The 17,599-nt window shown below is 60.9% G+C and carries 20 protein-coding genes; 14 read left to right on the top strand and 6 right to left on the bottom strand.

Features of this window, described 5'->3' with window-relative positions:
• Genes lptA through VCJ09_RS19465 form a run of 4 tightly spaced genes read right to left on the bottom strand, consistent with a single transcriptional unit; the run spans position 1 to position 2,621 of the window.
• Positions 1 to 543, bottom strand: a complete 543-nt coding sequence (gene lptA / locus VCJ09_RS19480; RefSeq protein ID WP_324731710.1) for a lipopolysaccharide transport periplasmic protein LptA — start codon at positions 541 to 543, stop codon at positions 1 to 3.
• Positions 530 to 1,099, bottom strand: a complete 570-nt coding sequence (gene lptC / locus VCJ09_RS19475; protein ID WP_324731709.1) for an LPS export ABC transporter periplasmic protein LptC — start codon at positions 1,097 to 1,099, stop codon at positions 530 to 532. Before lptC ends, lptA begins: the two co-directional genes overlap by 14 nt.
• Positions 1,100 to 1,107: 8 nt before the next feature.
• Positions 1,108 to 1,647, bottom strand: coding sequence for a KdsC family phosphatase (locus tag VCJ09_RS19470; RefSeq protein WP_324731708.1), 540 nt, complete (start codon positions 1,645 to 1,647; stop codon positions 1,108 to 1,110).
• Positions 1,647 to 2,621 carry a KpsF/GutQ family sugar-phosphate isomerase gene (locus VCJ09_RS19465; RefSeq protein WP_324731707.1) on the bottom strand — a complete coding sequence of 325 codons (975 nt, stop codon included), beginning with the start codon at positions 2,619 to 2,621 and terminating at the stop codon, positions 1,647 to 1,649. The genes VCJ09_RS19470 and VCJ09_RS19465 overlap by 1 nt, the downstream gene beginning before the upstream one ends.
• A 282-nt stretch (positions 2,622 to 2,903) precedes the next feature.
• On the opposite strand from VCJ09_RS19465, the gene VCJ09_RS19460 reads away from it, so the two are divergent.
• From VCJ09_RS19460 to hisC, 10 genes are all read left to right on the top strand, one after another.
• Positions 2,904 to 3,713: an ATP-binding cassette domain-containing protein gene (locus VCJ09_RS19460; RefSeq protein WP_324731706.1), complete on the top strand. Its 810-nt coding sequence runs from the start codon at positions 2,904 to 2,906 to the stop codon at positions 3,711 to 3,713.
• Positions 3,713 to 4,510, top strand: a complete 798-nt coding sequence (mlaE, locus tag VCJ09_RS19455; RefSeq protein WP_324731705.1) for a lipid asymmetry maintenance ABC transporter permease subunit MlaE — start codon at positions 3,713 to 3,715, stop codon at positions 4,508 to 4,510. Before VCJ09_RS19460 ends, mlaE begins: the two co-directional genes overlap by 1 nt.
• The gene (mlaD, locus tag VCJ09_RS19450; protein WP_324731704.1) at positions 4,510 to 4,977 is read left to right on the top strand and encodes an outer membrane lipid asymmetry maintenance protein MlaD; all 468 of its coding nucleotides are present in this window, start codon (positions 4,510 to 4,512) and stop codon (positions 4,975 to 4,977) included. Before mlaE ends, mlaD begins: the two co-directional genes overlap by 1 nt.
• 14 nt (positions 4,978 to 4,991) lie before the next feature.
• Positions 4,992 to 5,624 carry an MlaC/ttg2D family ABC transporter substrate-binding protein gene (locus tag VCJ09_RS19445; RefSeq protein ID WP_324734696.1) on the top strand — a complete coding sequence of 211 codons (633 nt, stop codon included), beginning with the start codon at positions 4,992 to 4,994 and terminating at the stop codon, positions 5,622 to 5,624.
• Positions 5,621 to 5,929 carry an STAS domain-containing protein gene (locus VCJ09_RS19440; protein ID WP_324731703.1) on the top strand — a complete coding sequence of 103 codons (309 nt, stop codon included), beginning with the start codon at positions 5,621 to 5,623 and terminating at the stop codon, positions 5,927 to 5,929. Before VCJ09_RS19445 ends, VCJ09_RS19440 begins: the two co-directional genes overlap by 4 nt.
• A gap of 177 nt (positions 5,930 to 6,106) precedes the next feature.
• Complete coding sequence (locus tag VCJ09_RS19435; RefSeq protein ID WP_079203128.1) at positions 6,107 to 6,346, top strand: BolA family protein; 240 nt, start codon at positions 6,107 to 6,109, stop codon at positions 6,344 to 6,346.
• A gap of 12 nt (positions 6,347 to 6,358) precedes the next feature.
• Entirely contained in the window at positions 6,359 to 7,624 is a 1,266-nt protein-coding gene (gene murA / locus VCJ09_RS19430) for a UDP-N-acetylglucosamine 1-carboxyvinyltransferase (protein WP_324731702.1), read from the top strand.
• Between the two features lie 78 nt (positions 7,625 to 7,702).
• The gene (gene hisG / locus VCJ09_RS19425) at positions 7,703 to 8,338 is read left to right on the top strand and encodes an ATP phosphoribosyltransferase (RefSeq protein WP_324731701.1); all 636 of its coding nucleotides are present in this window, start codon (positions 7,703 to 7,705) and stop codon (positions 8,336 to 8,338) included.
• 167 nt (positions 8,339 to 8,505) lie between these two features.
• The gene (gene hisD, locus VCJ09_RS19420) at positions 8,506 to 9,816 is read left to right on the top strand and encodes a histidinol dehydrogenase (RefSeq protein ID WP_324731700.1); all 1,311 of its coding nucleotides are present in this window, start codon (positions 8,506 to 8,508) and stop codon (positions 9,814 to 9,816) included.
• Positions 9,817 to 9,890: 74 nt separating this feature from the next.
• The gene (gene hisC / locus VCJ09_RS19415; protein ID WP_324731699.1) at positions 9,891 to 10,943 is read left to right on the top strand and encodes a histidinol-phosphate transaminase; all 1,053 of its coding nucleotides are present in this window, start codon (positions 9,891 to 9,893) and stop codon (positions 10,941 to 10,943) included.
• Between the two features lie 191 nt (positions 10,944 to 11,134).
• Here the strand turns inward: hisC and algW are convergent, their stop codons facing one another.
• Complete coding sequence (gene algW / locus VCJ09_RS19410; RefSeq protein WP_324731698.1) at positions 11,135 to 12,277, bottom strand: Do family serine endopeptidase AlgW; 1,143 nt, start codon at positions 12,275 to 12,277, stop codon at positions 11,135 to 11,137.
• A gap of 110 nt (positions 12,278 to 12,387) precedes the next feature.
• On the opposite strand from algW, the gene VCJ09_RS19405 reads away from it, so the two are divergent.
• The 3 genes from VCJ09_RS19405 to cysN all read left to right on the top strand — a co-directional run bounded on the left by VCJ09_RS19405 (position 12,388) and on the right by cysN (position 16,109).
• On the top strand, positions 12,388 to 13,146 hold the full coding sequence (locus VCJ09_RS19405) for a Nif3-like dinuclear metal center hexameric protein (protein WP_324731697.1): 759 nt from the start codon (positions 12,388 to 12,390) through the stop codon (positions 13,144 to 13,146).
• A 142-nt stretch (positions 13,147 to 13,288) separates the two neighbouring features.
• Positions 13,289 to 14,206 carry a sulfate adenylyltransferase subunit CysD gene (gene cysD / locus VCJ09_RS19400; protein WP_079203121.1) on the top strand — a complete coding sequence of 306 codons (918 nt, stop codon included), beginning with the start codon at positions 13,289 to 13,291 and terminating at the stop codon, positions 14,204 to 14,206.
• Between the two features lies 1 nt (position 14,207).
• A complete protein-coding gene (gene cysN, locus VCJ09_RS19395) occupies positions 14,208 to 16,109 on the top strand; it encodes a sulfate adenylyltransferase subunit CysN (RefSeq protein WP_324731696.1) in 1,902 nt (633 codons plus the stop codon).
• Positions 16,110 to 16,363: 254 nt separating this feature from the next.
• Here cysN and VCJ09_RS19390 read toward each other — a convergent pair whose 3' ends face one another.
• Positions 16,364 to 16,807 (bottom strand): YhcB family protein, encoded by a 444-nt coding sequence (locus VCJ09_RS19390; RefSeq protein ID WP_324731695.1) that lies wholly within the window; start codon positions 16,805 to 16,807, stop codon positions 16,364 to 16,366.
• A gap of 140 nt (positions 16,808 to 16,947) precedes the next feature.
• Between VCJ09_RS19390 and VCJ09_RS19385 the strand changes: the two genes are divergently transcribed.
• Entirely contained in the window at positions 16,948 to 17,583 is a 636-nt protein-coding gene (locus tag VCJ09_RS19385) for an alpha/beta hydrolase (protein WP_324731694.1), read from the top strand.
• The last annotated feature ends 16 nt before the right edge of the window (positions 17,584 to 17,599 follow it).

The following is a 17,599-nucleotide window of genomic DNA, read 5'->3' as shown; positions in this document are numbered from 1 at the left end:
CTACTGTGCCTGCTGTTCGGCTGGTGGGTTCTTCGGCTGGATCACCATGTCGATGCGTGGGCGCGGCGTAGTGATGTTGGTGCCGGTGGCACGCCCGGCATTGACGATCTGGCGGCGGGTGTCATAGATGATTTTCTCGCCCTCGAAGGTATTGCCTTCCTGGATCACCTTGGCCTGGTCGATCAGCACGATGCGCTCATTGGCGGCGAAATACTGGATGGTCAGGCCGTAGGCTTTGACGATCTGCTTGTCCGCAGATGGTTTCTGCTCGTAATAGGCGGGTTTGCCGACCGAGGTGAAAATTTCGATGTCGCCCTGGGCGTTCTGGGTGATGGTCACGGTGTCGCCGGTGATCTTCAGGGTGCCCTGGGTGATGATCACGTCGCCGCGATAGACCGCGACGCCTTGTCGATCATCGAGTTCGGCACTGTCGGCCTGTACGCGAATCGGTTGCTCACGGTCAGTGGGCAGCGCCCAAGCGCACGCGCTTCCGAGCGCGACGCTCAAGCTGAGCAAAAAGGGGAAGGTTTTAACGAACCTCATGCTGGCCTCTTACGTTGGACAGCAGGAGCATCCTGCCGTCATTCAAATACGCTTTCATTCCTTGTGCCGTGGTCACTCCATTGGCCGCGACGATTCTAACGGCTTGCTGGGTCTGCGCATATTCCTTATCCGGAAATACGGTCAGGCGGCTGGTGGTCAGGATAGTTGGGCGGCCCTTGGCATCGGTGCGTTCGACGCGGACGTTGTCGATCAATTCCACTTCCTTGCCTTGCGGCGCCACTTCGGCGCGCTCGCTACTCACCTTCCAGGGTAGTTCGGTGCCGCGATACAGGTGCAGGAAGGGGCTGGTCAGCAGGGTGATGTCGCTGCTCTTGATGTGCTCCAGCTTGTCGCTGGTCATCTGGTAATGCAGCTTGCCGTCGGCCTGGTATTGCACGGTAGTGGCATTGACCACATAGAAGTCGATGGCGTTTTCGTCGCTGGCTCGTACCGGCTGCTCGGAGAAACTGTCGGGGTTGATGTTCCAGTAGCCTACGGCGGCAAGCAGTGCGGCCGCGAACGTGTAAAGGACGGGTGTCAGCAATTTGCGCAGCATAGTGGGCTCTACAGGTAGGCGGCTTGGGCGGCGTCGAGGCTGCCTTGGGCGCGCATGATCAGCTCGCAGAATTCGCGGGCTGCGCCTTCGCCGCCGCGGGCCTGGGTCACGCCATGGGCATGCTGGCGCACAAACGCGTCTGCGCTGGCGACCGCCATGCCCAGGCCAACCCGGCGGATCACCGGCAGGTCCGGCAGGTCGTCACCCAAATAGGCGACTTGCTCATAGCTTAGGCCGAGTTCGCCGAGCAGCTCATCCAGGACGACAAGCTTGTCTTCGCGGCCCTGGTACAGGTGCTGGATGCCCAGATTTTTTGCCCGGCGTTCGACTACCGGAGTCGTGCGTCCGCTGATTATGGCGGTGCGCACGCCCGAAGCGATCAGCATCTTGATGCCGTGGCCGTCGAGGGTGTTGAACGTCTTGAACTCGCTACCGTCGACCAGGAAGTAGAGCTTGCCGTCGGTGAGCACGCCGTCGACATCGAAAATCGCCAGTTTGACTGCCTGGGCGCGTTGTTGCAGGTCAGGGTTGATCGCATCAGGGGGCATCACATTACTCCGGCGCGTAGCAGGTCGTGCATATTCAGGGCGCCGACCGGGCGGTCGTCGCTGTCGACCACTACCAGTCCGCTGATCTTGTGGTCTTCCATGATTTTCAGTGCTTCGGCGGCGAGCATCTCCGCGCGGGCGGTTTTGCCGTGCACGGTCATCACGTCATCGATCCTCGACTGACGCACATCGATGCCGCGATCCAGGGTGCGGCGCAGATCGCCATCGGTGAAGACCCCAGCCAGGCGTCCGTCGCCCTCGACTACTACGGTCATGCCCAGGCCTTTCTTGGTCATTTCCAGCAGGGCGTCACGCAGCGAGGTGCCGCGCTGCACGCTAGGCAGGCTGGAACCGGCATGCATGACGTTCTCCACTTTTAGCAGCAGGCGTCGGCCAAGGGCGCCGCCGGGGTGGGAGAAGGCAAAATCTTCGGCGGTAAAGCCGCGGGCTTCCAGTAGGGCAATGGCCAGGGCGTCGCCGAGGACCAGGGAGGCGGTGGTGGACGAGGTCGGCGCCAGGTTGAGTGGGCAGGCTTCCTGGGATACGCGGGCGTCCAGGTTGACTTCGGCGGCCTTGGCCAGCGGCGAGTCCGGGTTGCCGGTCATGCTGATAAGGGTGATGCCGAGGCGCTTGATCAGCGGCAGCAGGGTGATGATTTCCGCCGTCGAGCCCGAGTTGGACAGGGCCAGCACTACGTCGTCGCGGGTGATCATGCCCATGTCGCCATGGCTGGCTTCGGCCGGATGAACGAAAAATGCGGTGGTGCCGGTGCTGGCCAGGGTGGCGGCAATCTTGTTGCCGATATGCCCTGACTTGCCCATACCGACCACCACCACGCGGCCCTTGCTGGCCAGAATGAGTTCGCAGGCGCGAATAAAATTGCTGTCGATACGTGGCAGCAGCTCTTCAATCGCCTCGAGTTCCAGGCGAATGGTGCGTTGTGCGGACTTGATCAGCTCGTTGGACTGGCTCATGGCGTCTTTATAGGCATATCGAGTAAAAGGCGGCGATTATAGCGGGAAAGTTTCGTGCGCTCACCTTTGAATCGTTCGGCGGCCGGACTTGAGCGCTTTTGGCGGCCGCGTGCAGGCAAGTGTTCAATTATGGGTTCGGTGGTTTGTAAACAAATGTTCGATCTTGGGCAGGCTAATTCGGCAATGTTATAGTGCTCGGCCATTTTCGGCCGGTCCGGCAACTGCAGTGTCTTCGCAGCGCTGGCGGGCGTCTGTCAGGGAGGCTGCATCCAAGGAGTCGAGATGAGTGCCGAGCAGCAATATGCGGTCGAGCTGAAAAACCTCAGTTTTCAGCGGGGCGACCGGGACATTTTCAAAGATATAGACATTCGCATCCCGCGTGGCAAGGTCACCGGCATCATGGGGCCTTCCGGCTGTGGCAAGACCACGCTGTTGCGCCTGATCGGTGCGCAGCTCAGGCCGAGCAAGGGGGAGGTGTGGGTCAATGGGCTGAACTTGCCGAACCTCTCGCGCAGCGAGCTGTTCGACATGCGCAAGCAGATGGGCGTGCTGTTCCAGAGCGGCGCGCTATTCACCGACCTGGATGTGTTCGAGAACGTCGCCTTTCCGCTGCGTGTGCACACCCAGCTGCCTGACGAAATGATCCGTGACATTGTCCTGATGAAGCTGCAGGCCGTGGGTCTGCGCGGTGCGCTGGAATTGATGCCGGATGAGTTGTCCGGTGGCATGAAGCGCCGCGTAGCGCTGGCGCGGGCGATTGCCCTCGATCCCCAGATACTGATGTACGACGAGCCTTTCGTTGGCCAGGATCCGATTGCCATGGGGGTGCTGGTGCGCTTGATTCGTTTGCTCAGCGATGCCTTGGGTATTACCAGCATCGTGGTGTCCCATGACCTGGCGGAAACCGCCAGCATTGCCGATTACATCTACCTGGTGGGCGACACCAAGGTGCTCGGTCAGGGCACGCCGGACGAGTTGATGAACTCGGATGACCCTCGCGTTCGCCAGTTCATGCAAGGCATTCCAGACGGGCCGGTGCCGTTTCACTTTCCGGCGGCAGACTACCGCGACGATTTATTGGGGGGGCACTGATGCACAAGACATCTACGCTCGAACGGATCCGCCTGTTGGGTCGCGCCGGCATCGATGCGGTTGCCACGCTTGGGCGTGCGACGGTGTTTCTGGTGCGTGCGCTGTTCGGTCGCAGTTCTGCCGGCAGTCCGCTGCAGTTGCTGATAAAACAGTTGTACTCGGTAGGCGTGATGTCCCTGGCGATCATCGTCGTGTCGGGGGTTTTTATCGGCATGGTCTTGTCGTTGCAGGGTTTCAATATCCTGTCTGACTACGGTTCGGAACAGGCGGTTGGGCAGATGGTCGCCCTGACCTTGCTGCGCGAACTCGGCCCCGTGGTCACCGCCTTGTTGTTCGCTGGGCGCGCGGGATCCGCATTGACAGCGGAAATCGGCAACATGAAATCCACCGAGCAATTGTCCAGCCTGGAAATGATCGGTGTCGATCCGCTCAAGTACATCGTTGCGCCGCGTCTGTGGGCCGGTTTCATCTCGATGCCGTTGCTCGCGGTGATTTTCAGCGTGGTCGGTATCTGGGGTGGGGCGATGGTCGCCGTCGACTGGCTCGGCGTTTATGAGGGTTCGTTCTGGGCCAACATGCAGAACAGTGTTTCGTTTCGTGAAGATGTGCTCAATGGTGTGATCAAAAGCATCGTTTTTGGCTTTGTCGTTACCTGGATTGCCGTTTTTCAGGGCTATGACTGTGAGCCGACCTCGGAAGGCATCAGTCGCGCCACCACAAAAACAGTGGTTTACGCCTCGCTCGCCGTGTTGGGGCTGGACTTTATTCTGACCACTTTGATGTTTGGAGACTTCTGATGCAAAACCGCACACTGGAGATTGGTGTCGGCCTGTTCCTGTTGGCCGGGTTATTGGCCCTGCTGCTGCTGGCGTTGCGCGTCAGTGGTCTGACGGTAGGTAGCAGCGATACTTACAAAGTCTATGCGCACTTTGAGAATATCGCCGGTCTAACGATACGGTCCAAGGTGACCATGGCTGGGGTGACCATCGGTAAAGTGACCGCAATCGATCTGGATCGCGACAGCTACACCGGGCGCGTCACCCTCTTGCTGGATGACAGCGTGGACAACCTGCCCACCGATTCGACTGCTTCGATCCTGACCGCCGGTTTGCTCGGTGAGAAGTACATCGGCATCAGCGTTGGCGGTGATGAAGAGGTGCTCGTCGATGGCGGTACCATCTACGACACCCAGTCTTCGTTGGTGCTGGAGGACCTGATCGGTAAATTCCTGCTCAACTCGGTCAATAAAGACGAGGCTAATTAATGAGGGCTCCCACTATGCTCAAGACCCTGCGTAACAGTCTGTTCGCTCTGCTGGCGGCCATGCCGCTGCTGGCTGTCGCCGCGCCGAGTGCCCATCAGGTGGTGGAGCAAACCACGACCACGCTGCTGGAAGACCTGAAGCTCAATAAAGACAAATACCGCAGCGATCCAGCGGCTTTTTATGCATCGCTGAACGATATTCTCGGTCCGGTGGTGGATGTTGACGGCATTTCCCGTGGAGTGATGACCGTGCGCTACTCGCGCCAGGCCACGCCTGAGCAGATGCAGCGCTTTCAGGAAAACTTCAAGCGCAGTCTGATGCAGTTTTATGGCAACGCCCTGCTCGAATACAACAATCAGGATATTCGCGTGCTGCCATCCAGCGGCAAGCAGAGTCCGCAGCGCGCTTCGGTGCACATGGAGATCAAGGACGGTAATGGCACCCTCTATCCGCTGTCCTACACCATGGTCAAGCAGGATGACGGCTGGAAGATGCGCAACCTGATCATCAATGGCATCAACGTCGGCAAGCTGTTTCGCGATCAGTTCGCCCAGTCCATGCAGAACCACGGTAATGACCTGGACAAGGTCATCGACAGCTGGGCCAATACCGTAGCCAAGGCCCGTCAGTCTGCGGGTGAATCGTGAGCAAGGCTGCCATCGTCGAACAATCGTCCGGACTGTTTCAGCTTTCGGGCGTGCTCGATTATCTCGGTGGCCCGGCCTTGCGCGAGCAGGGCGGACGGCTGATTACCGCCAGTCAGGCGGCTCGCTGCGTGATCGACTGTGCCTCTGTGGAGAAGTCCAGCAGCGTGGGTCTGTCGCTGTTGCTGGCGTTCATGCGTGATGCCCAGGCTGCAGGTAAAAGCCTGGTGGTGCGCAGCATGCCCGAGGAAATGCGCGAGATCGCCAGTGTCTCCGGGCTGCTGGATGTGCTGCCGCTGGAAGCCTGAGCCCGGCTCGCGGTCGGGACAACCCCCGCGCGGGGTTCGCAGGCGCGTGGCTTTTTTTGTATGATGCGCGACCGCGAGCTTTGTAGTCTGTCGGGCTTGTCGCTGTGCTACTGCGCAAAAGCCCTCCAGCTCCCCAGACTCTGCTGTCGTTAATCAATGTGTTGATCGAGGTTGAGCATGCAGGCCTTAGAAGTGAAAAGCCTCCTGGAGGCCAAACTGCCGGACACCCAGGTGGAAGTTGAAGGCGAAGGCTGTAACTTCCAGCTGAACCTGATTAGTGATGAGTTGGCTGGCTTGGGCCCGGTCAAGCGTCAACAGCAGGTCTACGCTCACCTCAATCCGTGGATTGCCGATGGCAGTATCCATGCGGTGAGCATGAAATTCTTCAGCCGTGCCGATTGGGCCGCGCGCTCCTAAATCGAGAGAGTCATGGACAAACTGATTATTACCGGCGGTGTGCGCCTGAATGGCGAGATCCGCATTTCCGGGGCGAAGAACTCCGCCCTGCCGATTCTTGCCGCCACTCTGCTCGGCGATGCGCCGGTGACCATCTGCAACCTGCCGCACTTGCACGACATCACCACCATGATCGAGTTGTTCGGGCGCATGGGCATCGAGCCGATCATCGACGAGAAACTCAGTGTCGAAGTCGACGCGCGGGCGATCAAGACGCTGATCGCCCCCTACGAGCTGGTCAAGACCATGCGCGCCTCGATCCTGGTGCTCGGGCCGCTGGTGGCACGTTTCGGTGAGGCCGAAGTCGCCCTACCTGGCGGTTGCGCGATTGGTTCGCGGCCGGTCGACCTGCACATCCGCGGCCTCGAAGCGATGGGCGCGATCATCAATGTGGAAGCTGGCTATATCAAGGCCAAGGCGCCCGAGGGCGGTCTGCGCGGTGCGCACTTCTTCTTCGATACCGTGAGCGTGACCGGTACCGAAAACATCATGATGGCCGCGACTCTAGCCAAAGGCCGCAGCGTGCTGGAAAACGCCGCGCGCGAGCCGGAAGTGGTGGATCTGGCTAACTGCCTGATCGCCATGGGGGCGAAGATTTCCGGTGCCGGCACCGACACCATCACCATCGATGGCGTCGAGCGTCTCGGCGGTGCCCGTTTCAGTGTGATGCCCGACCGTATCGAAACCGGCACCTACCTGGTGGCGGCAGCGGCGACAGGCGGCCGGGTCAAACTGAAAGATACCGATCCCACCGCCCTGGAAGCTGTACTGTCCAAGCTGCAGGAAGCCGGTGCGGAAGTCACCACCGGTGCCGACTGGATCGAACTGGACATGAAAGGCAAGCGGCCGAAAGCCGTCAACCTGCGCACCGCGCCCTATCCGGCGTTCCCCACCGATATGCAGGCGCAGTTCATTGCCCTCAACGCGATTGCCGAAGGGACCGGTACGGTGATCGAAACCGTGTTCGAAAACCGCTTCATGCACGTCTATGAAATGACTCGCATGGGTGCGCAGATCATGGTCGAGGGCAATACCGCCATCGTCACCGGTGTCGACAAGCTCAAGGGCGCCCCGGTCATGGCCACCGACCTGCGTGCCTCGGCCAGCCTGGTCATCGCCGCACTGGTCGCCGACGGCGATACCCTGATCGACCGCATCTACCATATCGACCGTGGTTACGAGTGCATCGAGGAAAAACTACAGATGCTCGGCGCTAAAATTCGCCGTGTGCCGGGTTAGGTTGTTGCTGAGCGCAGCGATGTCCCATAGCCAGCCCGCAAGGGCTGGTCTGGTCCAGTTCCAAAGGAAATTTGCTTCATGCTGACCATTGCGCTGTCCAAAGGCCGCATCCTCGACGACACCCTGCCGCTGCTCGCCGCGGCAGGCATTGTGCCGACCGAGAATCCGGATAAAAGCCGCAAGCTGATCATCCCCACCACCCAGGCGGATGTGCGTCTGCTGATCGTGCGCGCCACCGATGTGCCGACCTATGTCGAGCATGGTGCCGCGGATCTCGGCGTGGCCGGCAAGGACGTGTTGCTCGAGTACGGCGGCCAGGGCCTGTATGAGCCGCTGGATCTGCGCATTGCGCTGTGCAAGCTGATGACCGCCGGCGCCGTTGGCGCGTCCGAGCCGAAAGGCCGGCTACGTGTGGCCACCAAGTTCGTCAACGTGGCCAAGCGTTACTACGCCGAGCAGGGCCGTCAGGTCGATATCATCAAGCTTTACGGCTCGATGGAGTTGGCGCCGCTGGTGGGGCTGGCCGACAAGATCATCGACGTGGTCGATACCGGCAATACCCTGCGCGCCAACGGCCTGGAAGCCCAGGAGCTGATCGCCCACATCAGTTCACGGCTGATCGTCAACAAGGCTTCGATGAGGATGCAGCACGCGCGCATCCAGGAACTGATCGATACCCTGCGCGAAGCCGTAGAGGCACGACACCCCAGCTAATACCTTTGCGGCATTGCGCCGCGTGACCGCCAAGGACGGCGGAAATGCCGAATATGCAGGAGCGATTTTCGGCCGCCTATCCATGTCATAGCCAATTTCTCGGGCGTCCATGCGGTGGGCTTGGTAGCCTGTCGACGCCCGAGCATTTGCCAATCATGAGGCCCGCTATGACTGCTGCTATCGCCATCCGCCGACTCAACGCTGCCGACCAGGACTTTGCCCGTCATCTGGATCATCTGCTCAGCTGGGAAAGTGTCTCGGACGATGCGGTCAACCAGCGTGTGCTGGAGATCATCAAGGCCGTGCGCGAGCGTGGCGACGCGGCATTGGTCGAGTTCACCCAGAAGTTCGACGACCTCGAAGTCGCCTCGATGGCCGACCTGATCCTGCCGCGCGAGCGTCTGGAATTGGCCTTGACCCGTATCACCCCGGTGCAGCGCCAGGCACTGGAACTTGCCGCCGAGCGCGTGCGCAGCTACCACGAGAAGCAGGTGCAGGATTCCTGGAGCTACACCGAGGCCGACGGCACCGTGCTTGGCCAGAAAATCACCCCGCTGGATCGTGCCGGCCTCTATGTGCCGGGCGGTAAGGCCTCCTATCCGTCCTCGGTGCTGATGAACGCCATTCCGGCCAAAGTCGCCGGCGTGCCGGAAGTGGTGATGGTGGTACCGACCCCGCGTGGTGAGATCAACGAACTGGTGCTGGCCGCGGCCTGCATCGCCGGGGTCGACCGGGTGTTCACCATCGGTGGTGCCCAGGCCGTGGCGGCATTGGCCTATGGCACCGAGAGCGTGCCGCCGGTGGACAAGATCGTCGGCCCCGGCAACATCTATGTGGCTACCGCCAAGCGCCACGTATTTGGCAAGGTCGGTATCGACATGATTGCCGGGCCGTCGGAAATTCTGGTGGTCTGTGACGGCCAGACCGATCCGGACTGGATCGCCATGGACCTGTTCTCCCAGGCCGAGCACGATGAGGACGCGCAATCGATCCTGGTCAGCCCGGATGCGGCCTTTCTCGATCGCGTGGCCGAGAGCATCGCCAGGCTGCTGCCGACCATGGAGCGTGCCGATATCATCCGCACATCCCTCGAGGCCCGCGGCGCGTTGATCCAGGTGGTCGACATGGTCCAGGCCATCGAGGTGGCCAACCGCATCGCCCCGGAACACCTGGAGTTGTCCGTCGCCGAGCCCGAGCAGTATCTGCCACAGATCCGTCATGCCGGCGCGATCTTCATGGGCCGTTACACCGCGGAGGCGCTGGGCGACTACTGCGCTGGGCCGAACCACGTGCTGCCGACCTCCGGCACCGCGCGCTTCTCCTCGCCGCTGGGGGTATACGACTTCCAGAAGCGTTCCTCGATCATCCAGTGTTCGGCGCAGGGTGCGTCCGAACTGGGCAAGACTGCTTCGGTGCTGGCTCGTGGCGAGTCGCTGACAGCCCACGCGCGCAGTGCCGAGTACCGCATCAAGGGCTAACGACGCCACCGTAGGATGGGTTGAGCGCAGCGATACCCATCGCCAACGCAACAAATTCGAGGAGAGAAGGGCAGATGAGCAAATTCTGGAGCCCCTTCGTCAAAGACCTGGTGCCCTATGTGCCAGGTGAACAGCCGAAACTGGCCAAGCTGGTCAAACTCAATACCAATGAAAATCCCTACGGACCGTCGCCCAAGGCGATTGCGGCGATGCAGGCCGAGCTCAACGACAACCTGCGTCTGTACCCGGACCCGAATGGCGAGCGCCTGAAGCAGGCGGTGGCCGACTACTACGGCGTGCAGACCCGCCAGGTGTTCCTCGGCAACGGTTCCGACGAGGTTCTGGCGCATGCCTTCCATGGCCTGTTTCAGCACGACAAGCCGTTGCTGTTTCCGGATATCAGCTACAGCTTCTACCCGGTCTACTGCGGTCTCTACGGCATCAAGGCCGAGGTGATCGCGCTGGACGAGCAGTTCCAGATTCGGCTCGAGGACTACGCTCGGCCCAACGGCGGCATCGTCTTTCCCAACCCCAATGCGCCAACCGGCTGCCTGTTGGCTCTGGATACCATCGAACAATTGCTCAAGAACAATCCCGACAGCGTGGTGTTGGTCGACGAGGCCTATATCGATTTCGGCGGTGCAACGGCGATCAGCCTGGTCGACCAGTATCCGAACCTGCTAGTGACCCAGACCTTGTCCAAGTCGCGCTCTCTGGCCGGCCTGCGCGTCGGTCTGGCAGTGGGTCACCCGGACCTGATCGAGGCGCTGGAGCGGATCAAGAACAGCTTCAACTCCTATCCCCTGGATCGCATAGCGATTGCCGGTGCTGCCGCTGCTTTTGATGATCGTGAGTATTTCGAGGCGACCTGTCAGCAGGTCATCGAGAGCCGTGAAGTCACCGTGGCTGGCCTGCAGGCGCTGGGTTTCGAGGTGTTGCCTTCGGCGGCGAATTTCGTCTTTGCCCGTCACTCGCACAAGGATGCGGCCACTTTGGCGGCCGGCTTGCGTGAGCAGGGCGTGATCGTGCGTCACTTCAAACAGGCGCGAATCGCCCAGTTCCTGCGCATCAGCATTGGCGCGCCGGAGCAGAACCAAGCGTTGCTGGATGCGCTTGCAAGCCTGTAGCTGAAGATAGGGAGGGCTGGGCGGCAATCCGCCTTCGCTCACCGGGACGGTCAGCCTGGCTGGTGGGCTAAAGCCCGCCCTGCGCAGGAGGGTTGGGCGGTCTGCCTATTCGAGTTGCATCTTCGCGAGGCGAACAGGCTGCAGGTTAGAGGTTGCCACGCCGCGGGATAAACTGAGCGGCAGGATGACTGTCAACCTTCCTTCACGGGTGGGCGTACGCCTATTTCGGCGCTCAGTTCCTGTCGTTCGCCGTTGCGCAGGATCTCGATGCGGATCTTTCCGCCGGGCTTGGTGCGGGCCACCTGGTTCATCGAGCGGCGGCCGTCACTGGCTGCTTCGCCGTCGATGTTGAGGATCAGATCGCCGGGTTGCAGGCCGGCCTTCTGCGCCGGGCCATCGCGGTAGATGCCGGCGACAACGATGCCCGGGCGACCTTCTAGGCCGAAGGACTCCGCCAGCTCCGGGGTCAGCGGTTGCACTTCGATGCCCAGCCAGCCGCGAATCACCTGACCTTGCTCGATGATCGCCTGCATCACTTCCAGCGCCAGTTTCACCGGGATGGCGAAACCAATGCCTTGCGAGCCACCGGACTTGGAGAAGATCGCGGTGTTGATCCCGACCAGGTTGCCGTGGGCATCGACCAGCGCGCCGCCCGAGTTACCCGGGTTGATCGCCGCATCGGTCTGGATGAAGTCTTCGTAGGTGTTGAGGCCCAGCTGGTTGCGCCCGGTGGCGCTGATGATGCCCATGGTCACGGTCTGGCCGACGCCGAAAGGGTTGCCGATGGCCAGGGTGACGTCGCCGATCCTGATATTGTCCGAGCGACCGAGGGTGATCGCTGGAAGGTCAGGCAAATCTATTTTCAGCACGGCGAGGTCGGTTTCCGGATCGCTGCCGATTATCCGCGCCAGGGTTTCGCGGCCATCACGCAAGGCCACCACTATCTGGTCGGCGCCAGTCACCACGTGGTTGTTGGTCAGCAGGTAGCCTTCGGTGCTCATGATCACCGCCGAGCCGAGGCTGGATTCCATACGCCGCTGCTTGGGCAGGTTGTCGCCAAAGAACTTGCGGAATTGCTCGTCCTCGAACATGGGGTGAGTCGGCTTGTTGATGAACTTAGCGGTGTAGAGGTTGGCCACCGCTGGCGAGGCGGTGCCCACCGCATCGGCATAGGACACCGGACCTTCCTGCGCGGAGCCATAGACAGGCGCCTGGCGTAGTTGCACATCCTGGGTGGGCAGGCCAACCCATTGTGGAAAGTACTGAATGATCAGCAGTGCCAATAGCACGCCGACCAGCAGGGGCCAGCCGAGAAAACGCAGGGCCTTGAACATCGATGAAATCCTGAAGGTTGCCGGGGGCTGATATGCCCCTTAAGGTGCGCCATTATAGAGGGCCAATTGCCAATAAGGCAGCGGCCTGTAACAGCAGGTGAGGAATCCATATGGCTATTGCCTTGACCACCCTGGTGGAAGAAGCACAGCGCTACTTGAATGCCGCTCGGATCAGTGACTACTGCCCGAATGGTTTGCAAATCGAAGGGCGGCCCCAGGTGCGGCGTATCGTCAGCGGCGTAACCGCCAGTCAGGCCTTGGTCGATGCCGCGGTGGAGGCTGAGGCCGATGTGCTGCTGGTGCACCACGGCTATTTCTGGAAGGGCGAAAATCCGTGTATCACCGGAATGAAGCAGCGCCGCCTGAAAACCCTGCTGAGCAACGATATCAGCTTGCTGGCCTATCACCTGCCGCTTGACCTGCACCCGGAGGTCGGCAATAACGTGCAGCTGGCCGCCCAGCTCGATATTACCGTCGAGGGGCCGCTCGACCCGGATGATCCGCGCACGGTTGGCTTACTTGGCTCTTTGCGCGAGCCCATGAGTCCGCGCGATTTCGCCCGACGGGTGCAGGAAGTGCTCGGTCGTGAACCCTTGTTGATTGAAGGCGCGGCAGTGGTTCGCCGGGTCGGTTGGTGCACCGGTGGCGGTCAGGGCTATATCGACCAGGCCATCGCGGCCGGCGTTGACCTCTACCTGACCGGCGAAGCGTCCGAGCAAACCTTTCACAGCGCGCGCGAGAATGGCATCAGCTTTATCGCCGCGGGCCACCATGCCACCGAGCGGTATGGCGTGCAGGCGCTGGGTGATTACCTGGCGCGTCGGTTTGCCATCGAACACCTGTTTATCGACTGTCCCAATCCAATCTGATGTCCGTGGATGCCCGAATCAGCGGGTATAAAGCTAGATCGTTTTGATCTAGTTGGCCTCCTGATTAGAAGCGGATGCTGTGCTAGAGTGCGCCATCGTCCACGGCCCTCCGGCCCAATCACACTGCAAATCGTGAGTAACCATGCTCGATAAACTGACCCACCTGAAACAGCTGGAGGCGGAAAGTATCCACATCATTCGTGAAGTGGCCGCCGAATTCGATAACCCGGTAATGCTCTATTCCATCGGTAAAGACTCCGCCGTGATGCTGCACCTGGCACGTAAGGCGTTCTTTCCCGGCAAGCTGCCGTTCCCGGTGATGCACATCGACACGCGCTGGAAATTTCAGGAGATGTACAGCTTCCGCGAGAAGATGGTCAGCGAGTATGGCCTGGACCTGATCACCCACACCAATCCGGATGGCGTGGCGCAGGACATGAATCCCTTCACCTACGGCAGTGCCAAGCACACCGACGTGATGAAGACCGAGGGCCTCAAGCAGGCACTGGATAAATACGGTTTCGATGCGGCCTTCGGTGGCGCGCGGCGTGACGAAGAGAAGTCCCGGGCCAAGGAACGCGTGTACTCCTTCCGCGACAGCAAGCACCGCTGGGACCCGAAAAACCAGCGCCCCGAGCTGTGGGATGTGTACAACGGCAACGTCAAAAAGGGCGAGTCGATCCGCGTGTTCCCGCTGTCCAACTGGACCGAGCTGGACATCTGGCAGTACATCTACCTGGAACAGATCCCGATAGTGCCGCTGTACTTCGCCGCCGAGCGCGAAGTGATCGAGAAAGACGGTACGTTGATCATGATCGACGACGAACGCATCCTCGAGCACCTGAGCGATGAAGAGAAAGCCCGCATCACCAAGAAGATGGTGCGTTTCCGCACCCTCGGCTGCTATCCGCTGACCGGCGCGGTGGAGTCCACTGCGACTACCTTGACCGACATCATTCAGGAAATGCTCCTGGCCCGTACTTCCGAGCGCCAGGGCCGGGTCATCGACCACGATGGTGCAGGCTCCATGGAAGAGAAAAAACGTCAGGGGTACTTTTGATATGTCGCACCAATCCGATCTGATCAGCGAGGACATCCTCGCCTACCTGGCCCAGCACGAACGCAAGGATTTGCTGCGCTTTCTCACCTGCGGCAACGTCGACGACGGCAAAAGTACCCTGATCGGCCGTCTGCTCCACGATTCCAAGATGATCTACGAAGATCATATGGAAGCCATTACCCGCGACTCGAAGAAGTCCGGTACCACCGGCGAAGAGGTGGATCTGGCGCTGCTGGTCGACGGCCTGCAAGCCGAGCGCGAGCAAGGCATCACCATCGATGTGGCCTACCGCTACTTCAGTACCACCAAGCGCAAGTTCATCATTGCCGATACCCCCGGCCATGAGCAGTACACCCGTAATATGGCCACCGGTGCGTCCACCTGCGATCTGGCGATCATCCTGATCGATGCCCGTTATGGCGTGCAGACCCAGACCAAACGGCACAGCTTCATCGCCTCGCTGCTGGGTATCAAACACATAGTCGTGGCCATCAACAAGATGGACCTGAAGGACTTCGATCAGGGCGTATTCGAGCAGATCACGGCCGATTACCTGAAGTTCGCCGAAGGTATCGCGCTCAAGCCGAGCTCGCTGCACTTCGTGCCGATGTCGGCGCTCAAGGGCGACAACGTAGTCAACAAGAGCGAGCGTTCGCCTTGGTATGACGGTCAGTCACTAATGGAAATCCTCGAAACCGTGGAAGTCGCCGGTGACCGCAATTTCACCGACCTGCGTTTCCCGGTGCAGTACGTCAACCGTCCCAATCTGAACTTCCGCGGCTTCGCCGGCACCCTGGCCAGCGGCATCGTGCGCAAGGGCGACGAGGTGGTGGTGTTGCCGTCTGGCAAGGGCAGCAAGGTCAAGTCCATCGTCACCTATGACGGCGAACTGGAGCATGCCGGTCCAGGCCAGGCGATTACCCTGACCCTGGAAGACGAGATCGACGTATCGCGTGGCGACATGCTGGTGCATGCCGACAACCGCCCGCAGGTGGTCGACAGCTTCGACGCCATGCTGGTGTGGATGGCCGAAGAGCCGATGCTGCCGGGCAAGAAATACGACATCAAGCGTGCCACCAGCTATGTGCCGGCCTCGATTGCCAGCATCACCCACCGGGTTGATGTGAACACCCTGGAGCATGGCCCGGCGAGCAGCTTGCACCTGAACGAGATCGGTCAGGTGCGAGTGGCCCTAGATGCGCCCATCGCCCTGGACGGCTATGCGCACAACCGCACCACCGGCTCGTTCATCATTATCGATCGCTTGACCAACGGCACCGTGGGTGCCGGCATGATCATCGCCGACCCGGTCGGTGTGCAACGTGCCGATGGTCATCACGGCAAGCTGGCTCACGTGTCGACCGAAGAGCGCGCCGCGCGCTTCGGCCAACAGCCTGCCACCGTGCTGTTCAGCGGTCTGTCCGGCGCCGGCAAGAGCACCCTGGCCTACGCAGTGGAGCGCAAGCTGTTCGACATAGGCCGCGCGGTCTATGTGCTCGATGGCCAGAACCTGCGGCATGACCTGAACAAGGGCTTGCCGCAGGATCGCACCGGACGTACCGAGAACTGGCGGCGTGCTGCCCATGTGGCGCGTCAGTTCAACGAGGCCGGCCTGCTGACCCTGGCGGCTTTCGTTGCCCCGGATGCCGAAGGCCGTGAACAGGCCAAGGCGCTGCTCGGTGCCGAGCGGTTGATCACCGTCTATGTGCAGGCTTCTCCGCAGGTCTGTGCCGAGCGTGACCCTCAGGGCTTGTACGCGGCGGCTGGCGACAATATCCCCGGTCTGTCATTCCCCTATGACGTGCCGCTGGATGCCGACCTGGTAATCGACACCCAAAGCCTGTCGCTGGAAGAGAGCGTCAGGCAGGTGTTGGCGTTGTTGCGTGAGCGCGGCGCGATCTAACGGATCGTACGCCTAACAAAAAGCCCCGCTCTTGAGCGGGGCTTTTTGTTAGCTATGTGCCAATTAGCAGTTGTGAGCACTTATGGGCGCCATAGCCTTTGTGTAGGGGGGGGGGCGGCTGAAGCGGAACGCCACCCGGCCACTCGTGCAGGGCAACGCATGCCTATGCAGCAGGTAGCAACCGCGAGTTGCAGCTTAACCAGTACCGAGCTTTTTGTTGGGCCGGGTTGAGTGTCAGCCGGCTCCGAGTGCGCTCAGCGTTTGTTCTTCAGGCCGTAGCTTTCGTCGAGCATGCCCGGTACATCGGCGCTTTTCGGCGCATAGTCCTTGGGCATTTCCTGGGACGCCGGAGGCTTCAAGCGCTCGCGTCGTTCGCTGCCGCCGTCTTCTGCGTGCAGGCTGGCGAGCAGGCGCTGGCGGGTCAGTTCGTCGAGTGCCAGGCGGTTGGCCCCTTCGGAGAGGTGTTGTTGCACGTCCTGATGGCTCTGGGTGAGCTTCTTCACCAGATTGGCAGTGGTGTTGAAGTGGGTTACCACTTCGCTTTGGTAGGTGTCGAAGCGTTCCTGGATCTCGTCCAACTGGCGTTGTGTGCGGCCGGGGGCTGCATTGGGCGCAAGGCGAGCAATCAGGAAGCCGATGGCGATGCCGGCTACCAGGGTGATGGCCGGTAGCAACCAGGCTGTGAGCGTCTGTTCCACGAGTCCTTCCTCTCTAAACGGCTTTGCTTTACGTTAACGGCTGGAACCTGCGCTGTATACCGCAATGCGATGCCGAAGTGTGTGCGGCGCAGGCTGTCAGCTAGACGAGTCGACCCTCTAAGAGGTCACGGAGTTCACCGTTGCTCACCCGCGAAACCCCTGTTTTTATCGATGGCCCCTGCGGCCAGCTGGAAGCCCTGTCTCTCAATGTGGCCGACGCGCGCGGCGTTGCGCTGATCTGCCACCCCAATCCGGCGCAGGGTGGAACCATGCTCAACAAAGTCGTCTCGACCCTGCAGCGCACCGCCCGTGATGCCGGTCTGGCTACCCTGCGTTTCAATTATCGGGGTGTCGGCGCCAGTGCCGGTAGCCATGACATGCACAGTGGCGAGGTGGATGACGCGGAGGTGGTGGCCCATTGGCTGCGCAAGCACTACCCGCAGCTGCCCCTGACCCTGCTGGGCTTTTCCTTCGGTGGCTTTGTCGCCGCCAGCCTCGGCGGACGCCTGGAGCATCAAGGCGTGGAGCTAGCGCATTTATGCATGGTGGCACCAGCGGTCAGTCGGCTGACTGCCGAGAATCCGCCGGCGCAGCGCTGCCCGCTGACGCTGATCCAGCCCGAGGCCGATGAAGTGATCGATCCGCAGGCGGTTTATGCTTGGTCCGCCGGCTTGGGGCGTGCCCATGAGCTGCTGAAAGTGGCAGAATGCGGCCACTTTTTTCACGGCAAGCTGACCGATCTCAAGGATCTGCTGTTGCCGCGCCTTTCGAACTGATTGCAGCCTTATAAGC

Origin of the sequence: Pseudomonas paeninsulae (assembly GCF_035621475.1) — a bacterium.
Lineage (GTDB): Bacteria > Pseudomonadota > Gammaproteobacteria > Pseudomonadales > Pseudomonadaceae > Aquipseudomonas > Aquipseudomonas paeninsulae.
Note: the sequence above shows the minus strand (reverse complement) of the source record. Positions and strands in the feature narration are given on the sequence as shown.

Excerpts from the sequence above, each read along its gene's own strand:
- lptA (WP_324731710.1), bottom strand. The coding sequence starts at position 543 with ATGAGGTTCGTTAAAACCTTCCCCTTTTTGCTCAGCTTGAGCGTCGCG.
- lptC (WP_324731709.1), bottom strand. The coding sequence starts at position 1,099 with ATGCTGCGCAAATTGCTGACACCCGTCCTTTACACGTTCGCGGCCGCA.
- VCJ09_RS19470 (WP_324731708.1), bottom strand. The coding sequence starts at position 1,647 with ATGCCCCCTGATGCGATCAACCCTGACCTGCAACAACGCGCCCAGGCA.
- VCJ09_RS19465 (WP_324731707.1), bottom strand. The coding sequence starts at position 2,621 with ATGAGCCAGTCCAACGAGCTGATCAAGTCCGCACAACGCACCATTCGC.
- VCJ09_RS19460 (WP_324731706.1), top strand. The coding sequence starts at position 2,904 with ATGAGTGCCGAGCAGCAATATGCGGTCGAGCTGAAAAACCTCAGTTTT.
- mlaE (WP_324731705.1), top strand. The coding sequence starts at position 3,713 with ATGCACAAGACATCTACGCTCGAACGGATCCGCCTGTTGGGTCGCGCC.
- mlaD (WP_324731704.1), top strand. The coding sequence starts at position 4,510 with ATGCAAAACCGCACACTGGAGATTGGTGTCGGCCTGTTCCTGTTGGCC.
- VCJ09_RS19445 (WP_324734696.1), top strand. The coding sequence starts at position 4,992 with ATGCTCAAGACCCTGCGTAACAGTCTGTTCGCTCTGCTGGCGGCCATG.
- VCJ09_RS19435 (WP_079203128.1), top strand. The coding sequence starts at position 6,107 with ATGCAGGCCTTAGAAGTGAAAAGCCTCCTGGAGGCCAAACTGCCGGAC.
- murA (WP_324731702.1), top strand. The coding sequence starts at position 6,359 with ATGGACAAACTGATTATTACCGGCGGTGTGCGCCTGAATGGCGAGATC.
- hisG (WP_324731701.1), top strand. The coding sequence starts at position 7,703 with ATGCTGACCATTGCGCTGTCCAAAGGCCGCATCCTCGACGACACCCTG.
- hisD (WP_324731700.1), top strand. The coding sequence starts at position 8,506 with ATGACTGCTGCTATCGCCATCCGCCGACTCAACGCTGCCGACCAGGAC.
- hisC (WP_324731699.1), top strand. The coding sequence starts at position 9,891 with ATGAGCAAATTCTGGAGCCCCTTCGTCAAAGACCTGGTGCCCTATGTG.
- algW (WP_324731698.1), bottom strand. The coding sequence starts at position 12,277 with ATGTTCAAGGCCCTGCGTTTTCTCGGCTGGCCCCTGCTGGTCGGCGTG.
- VCJ09_RS19405 (WP_324731697.1), top strand. The coding sequence starts at position 12,388 with ATGGCTATTGCCTTGACCACCCTGGTGGAAGAAGCACAGCGCTACTTG.
- cysD (WP_079203121.1), top strand. The coding sequence starts at position 13,289 with ATGCTCGATAAACTGACCCACCTGAAACAGCTGGAGGCGGAAAGTATC.
- cysN (WP_324731696.1), top strand. The coding sequence starts at position 14,208 with ATGTCGCACCAATCCGATCTGATCAGCGAGGACATCCTCGCCTACCTG.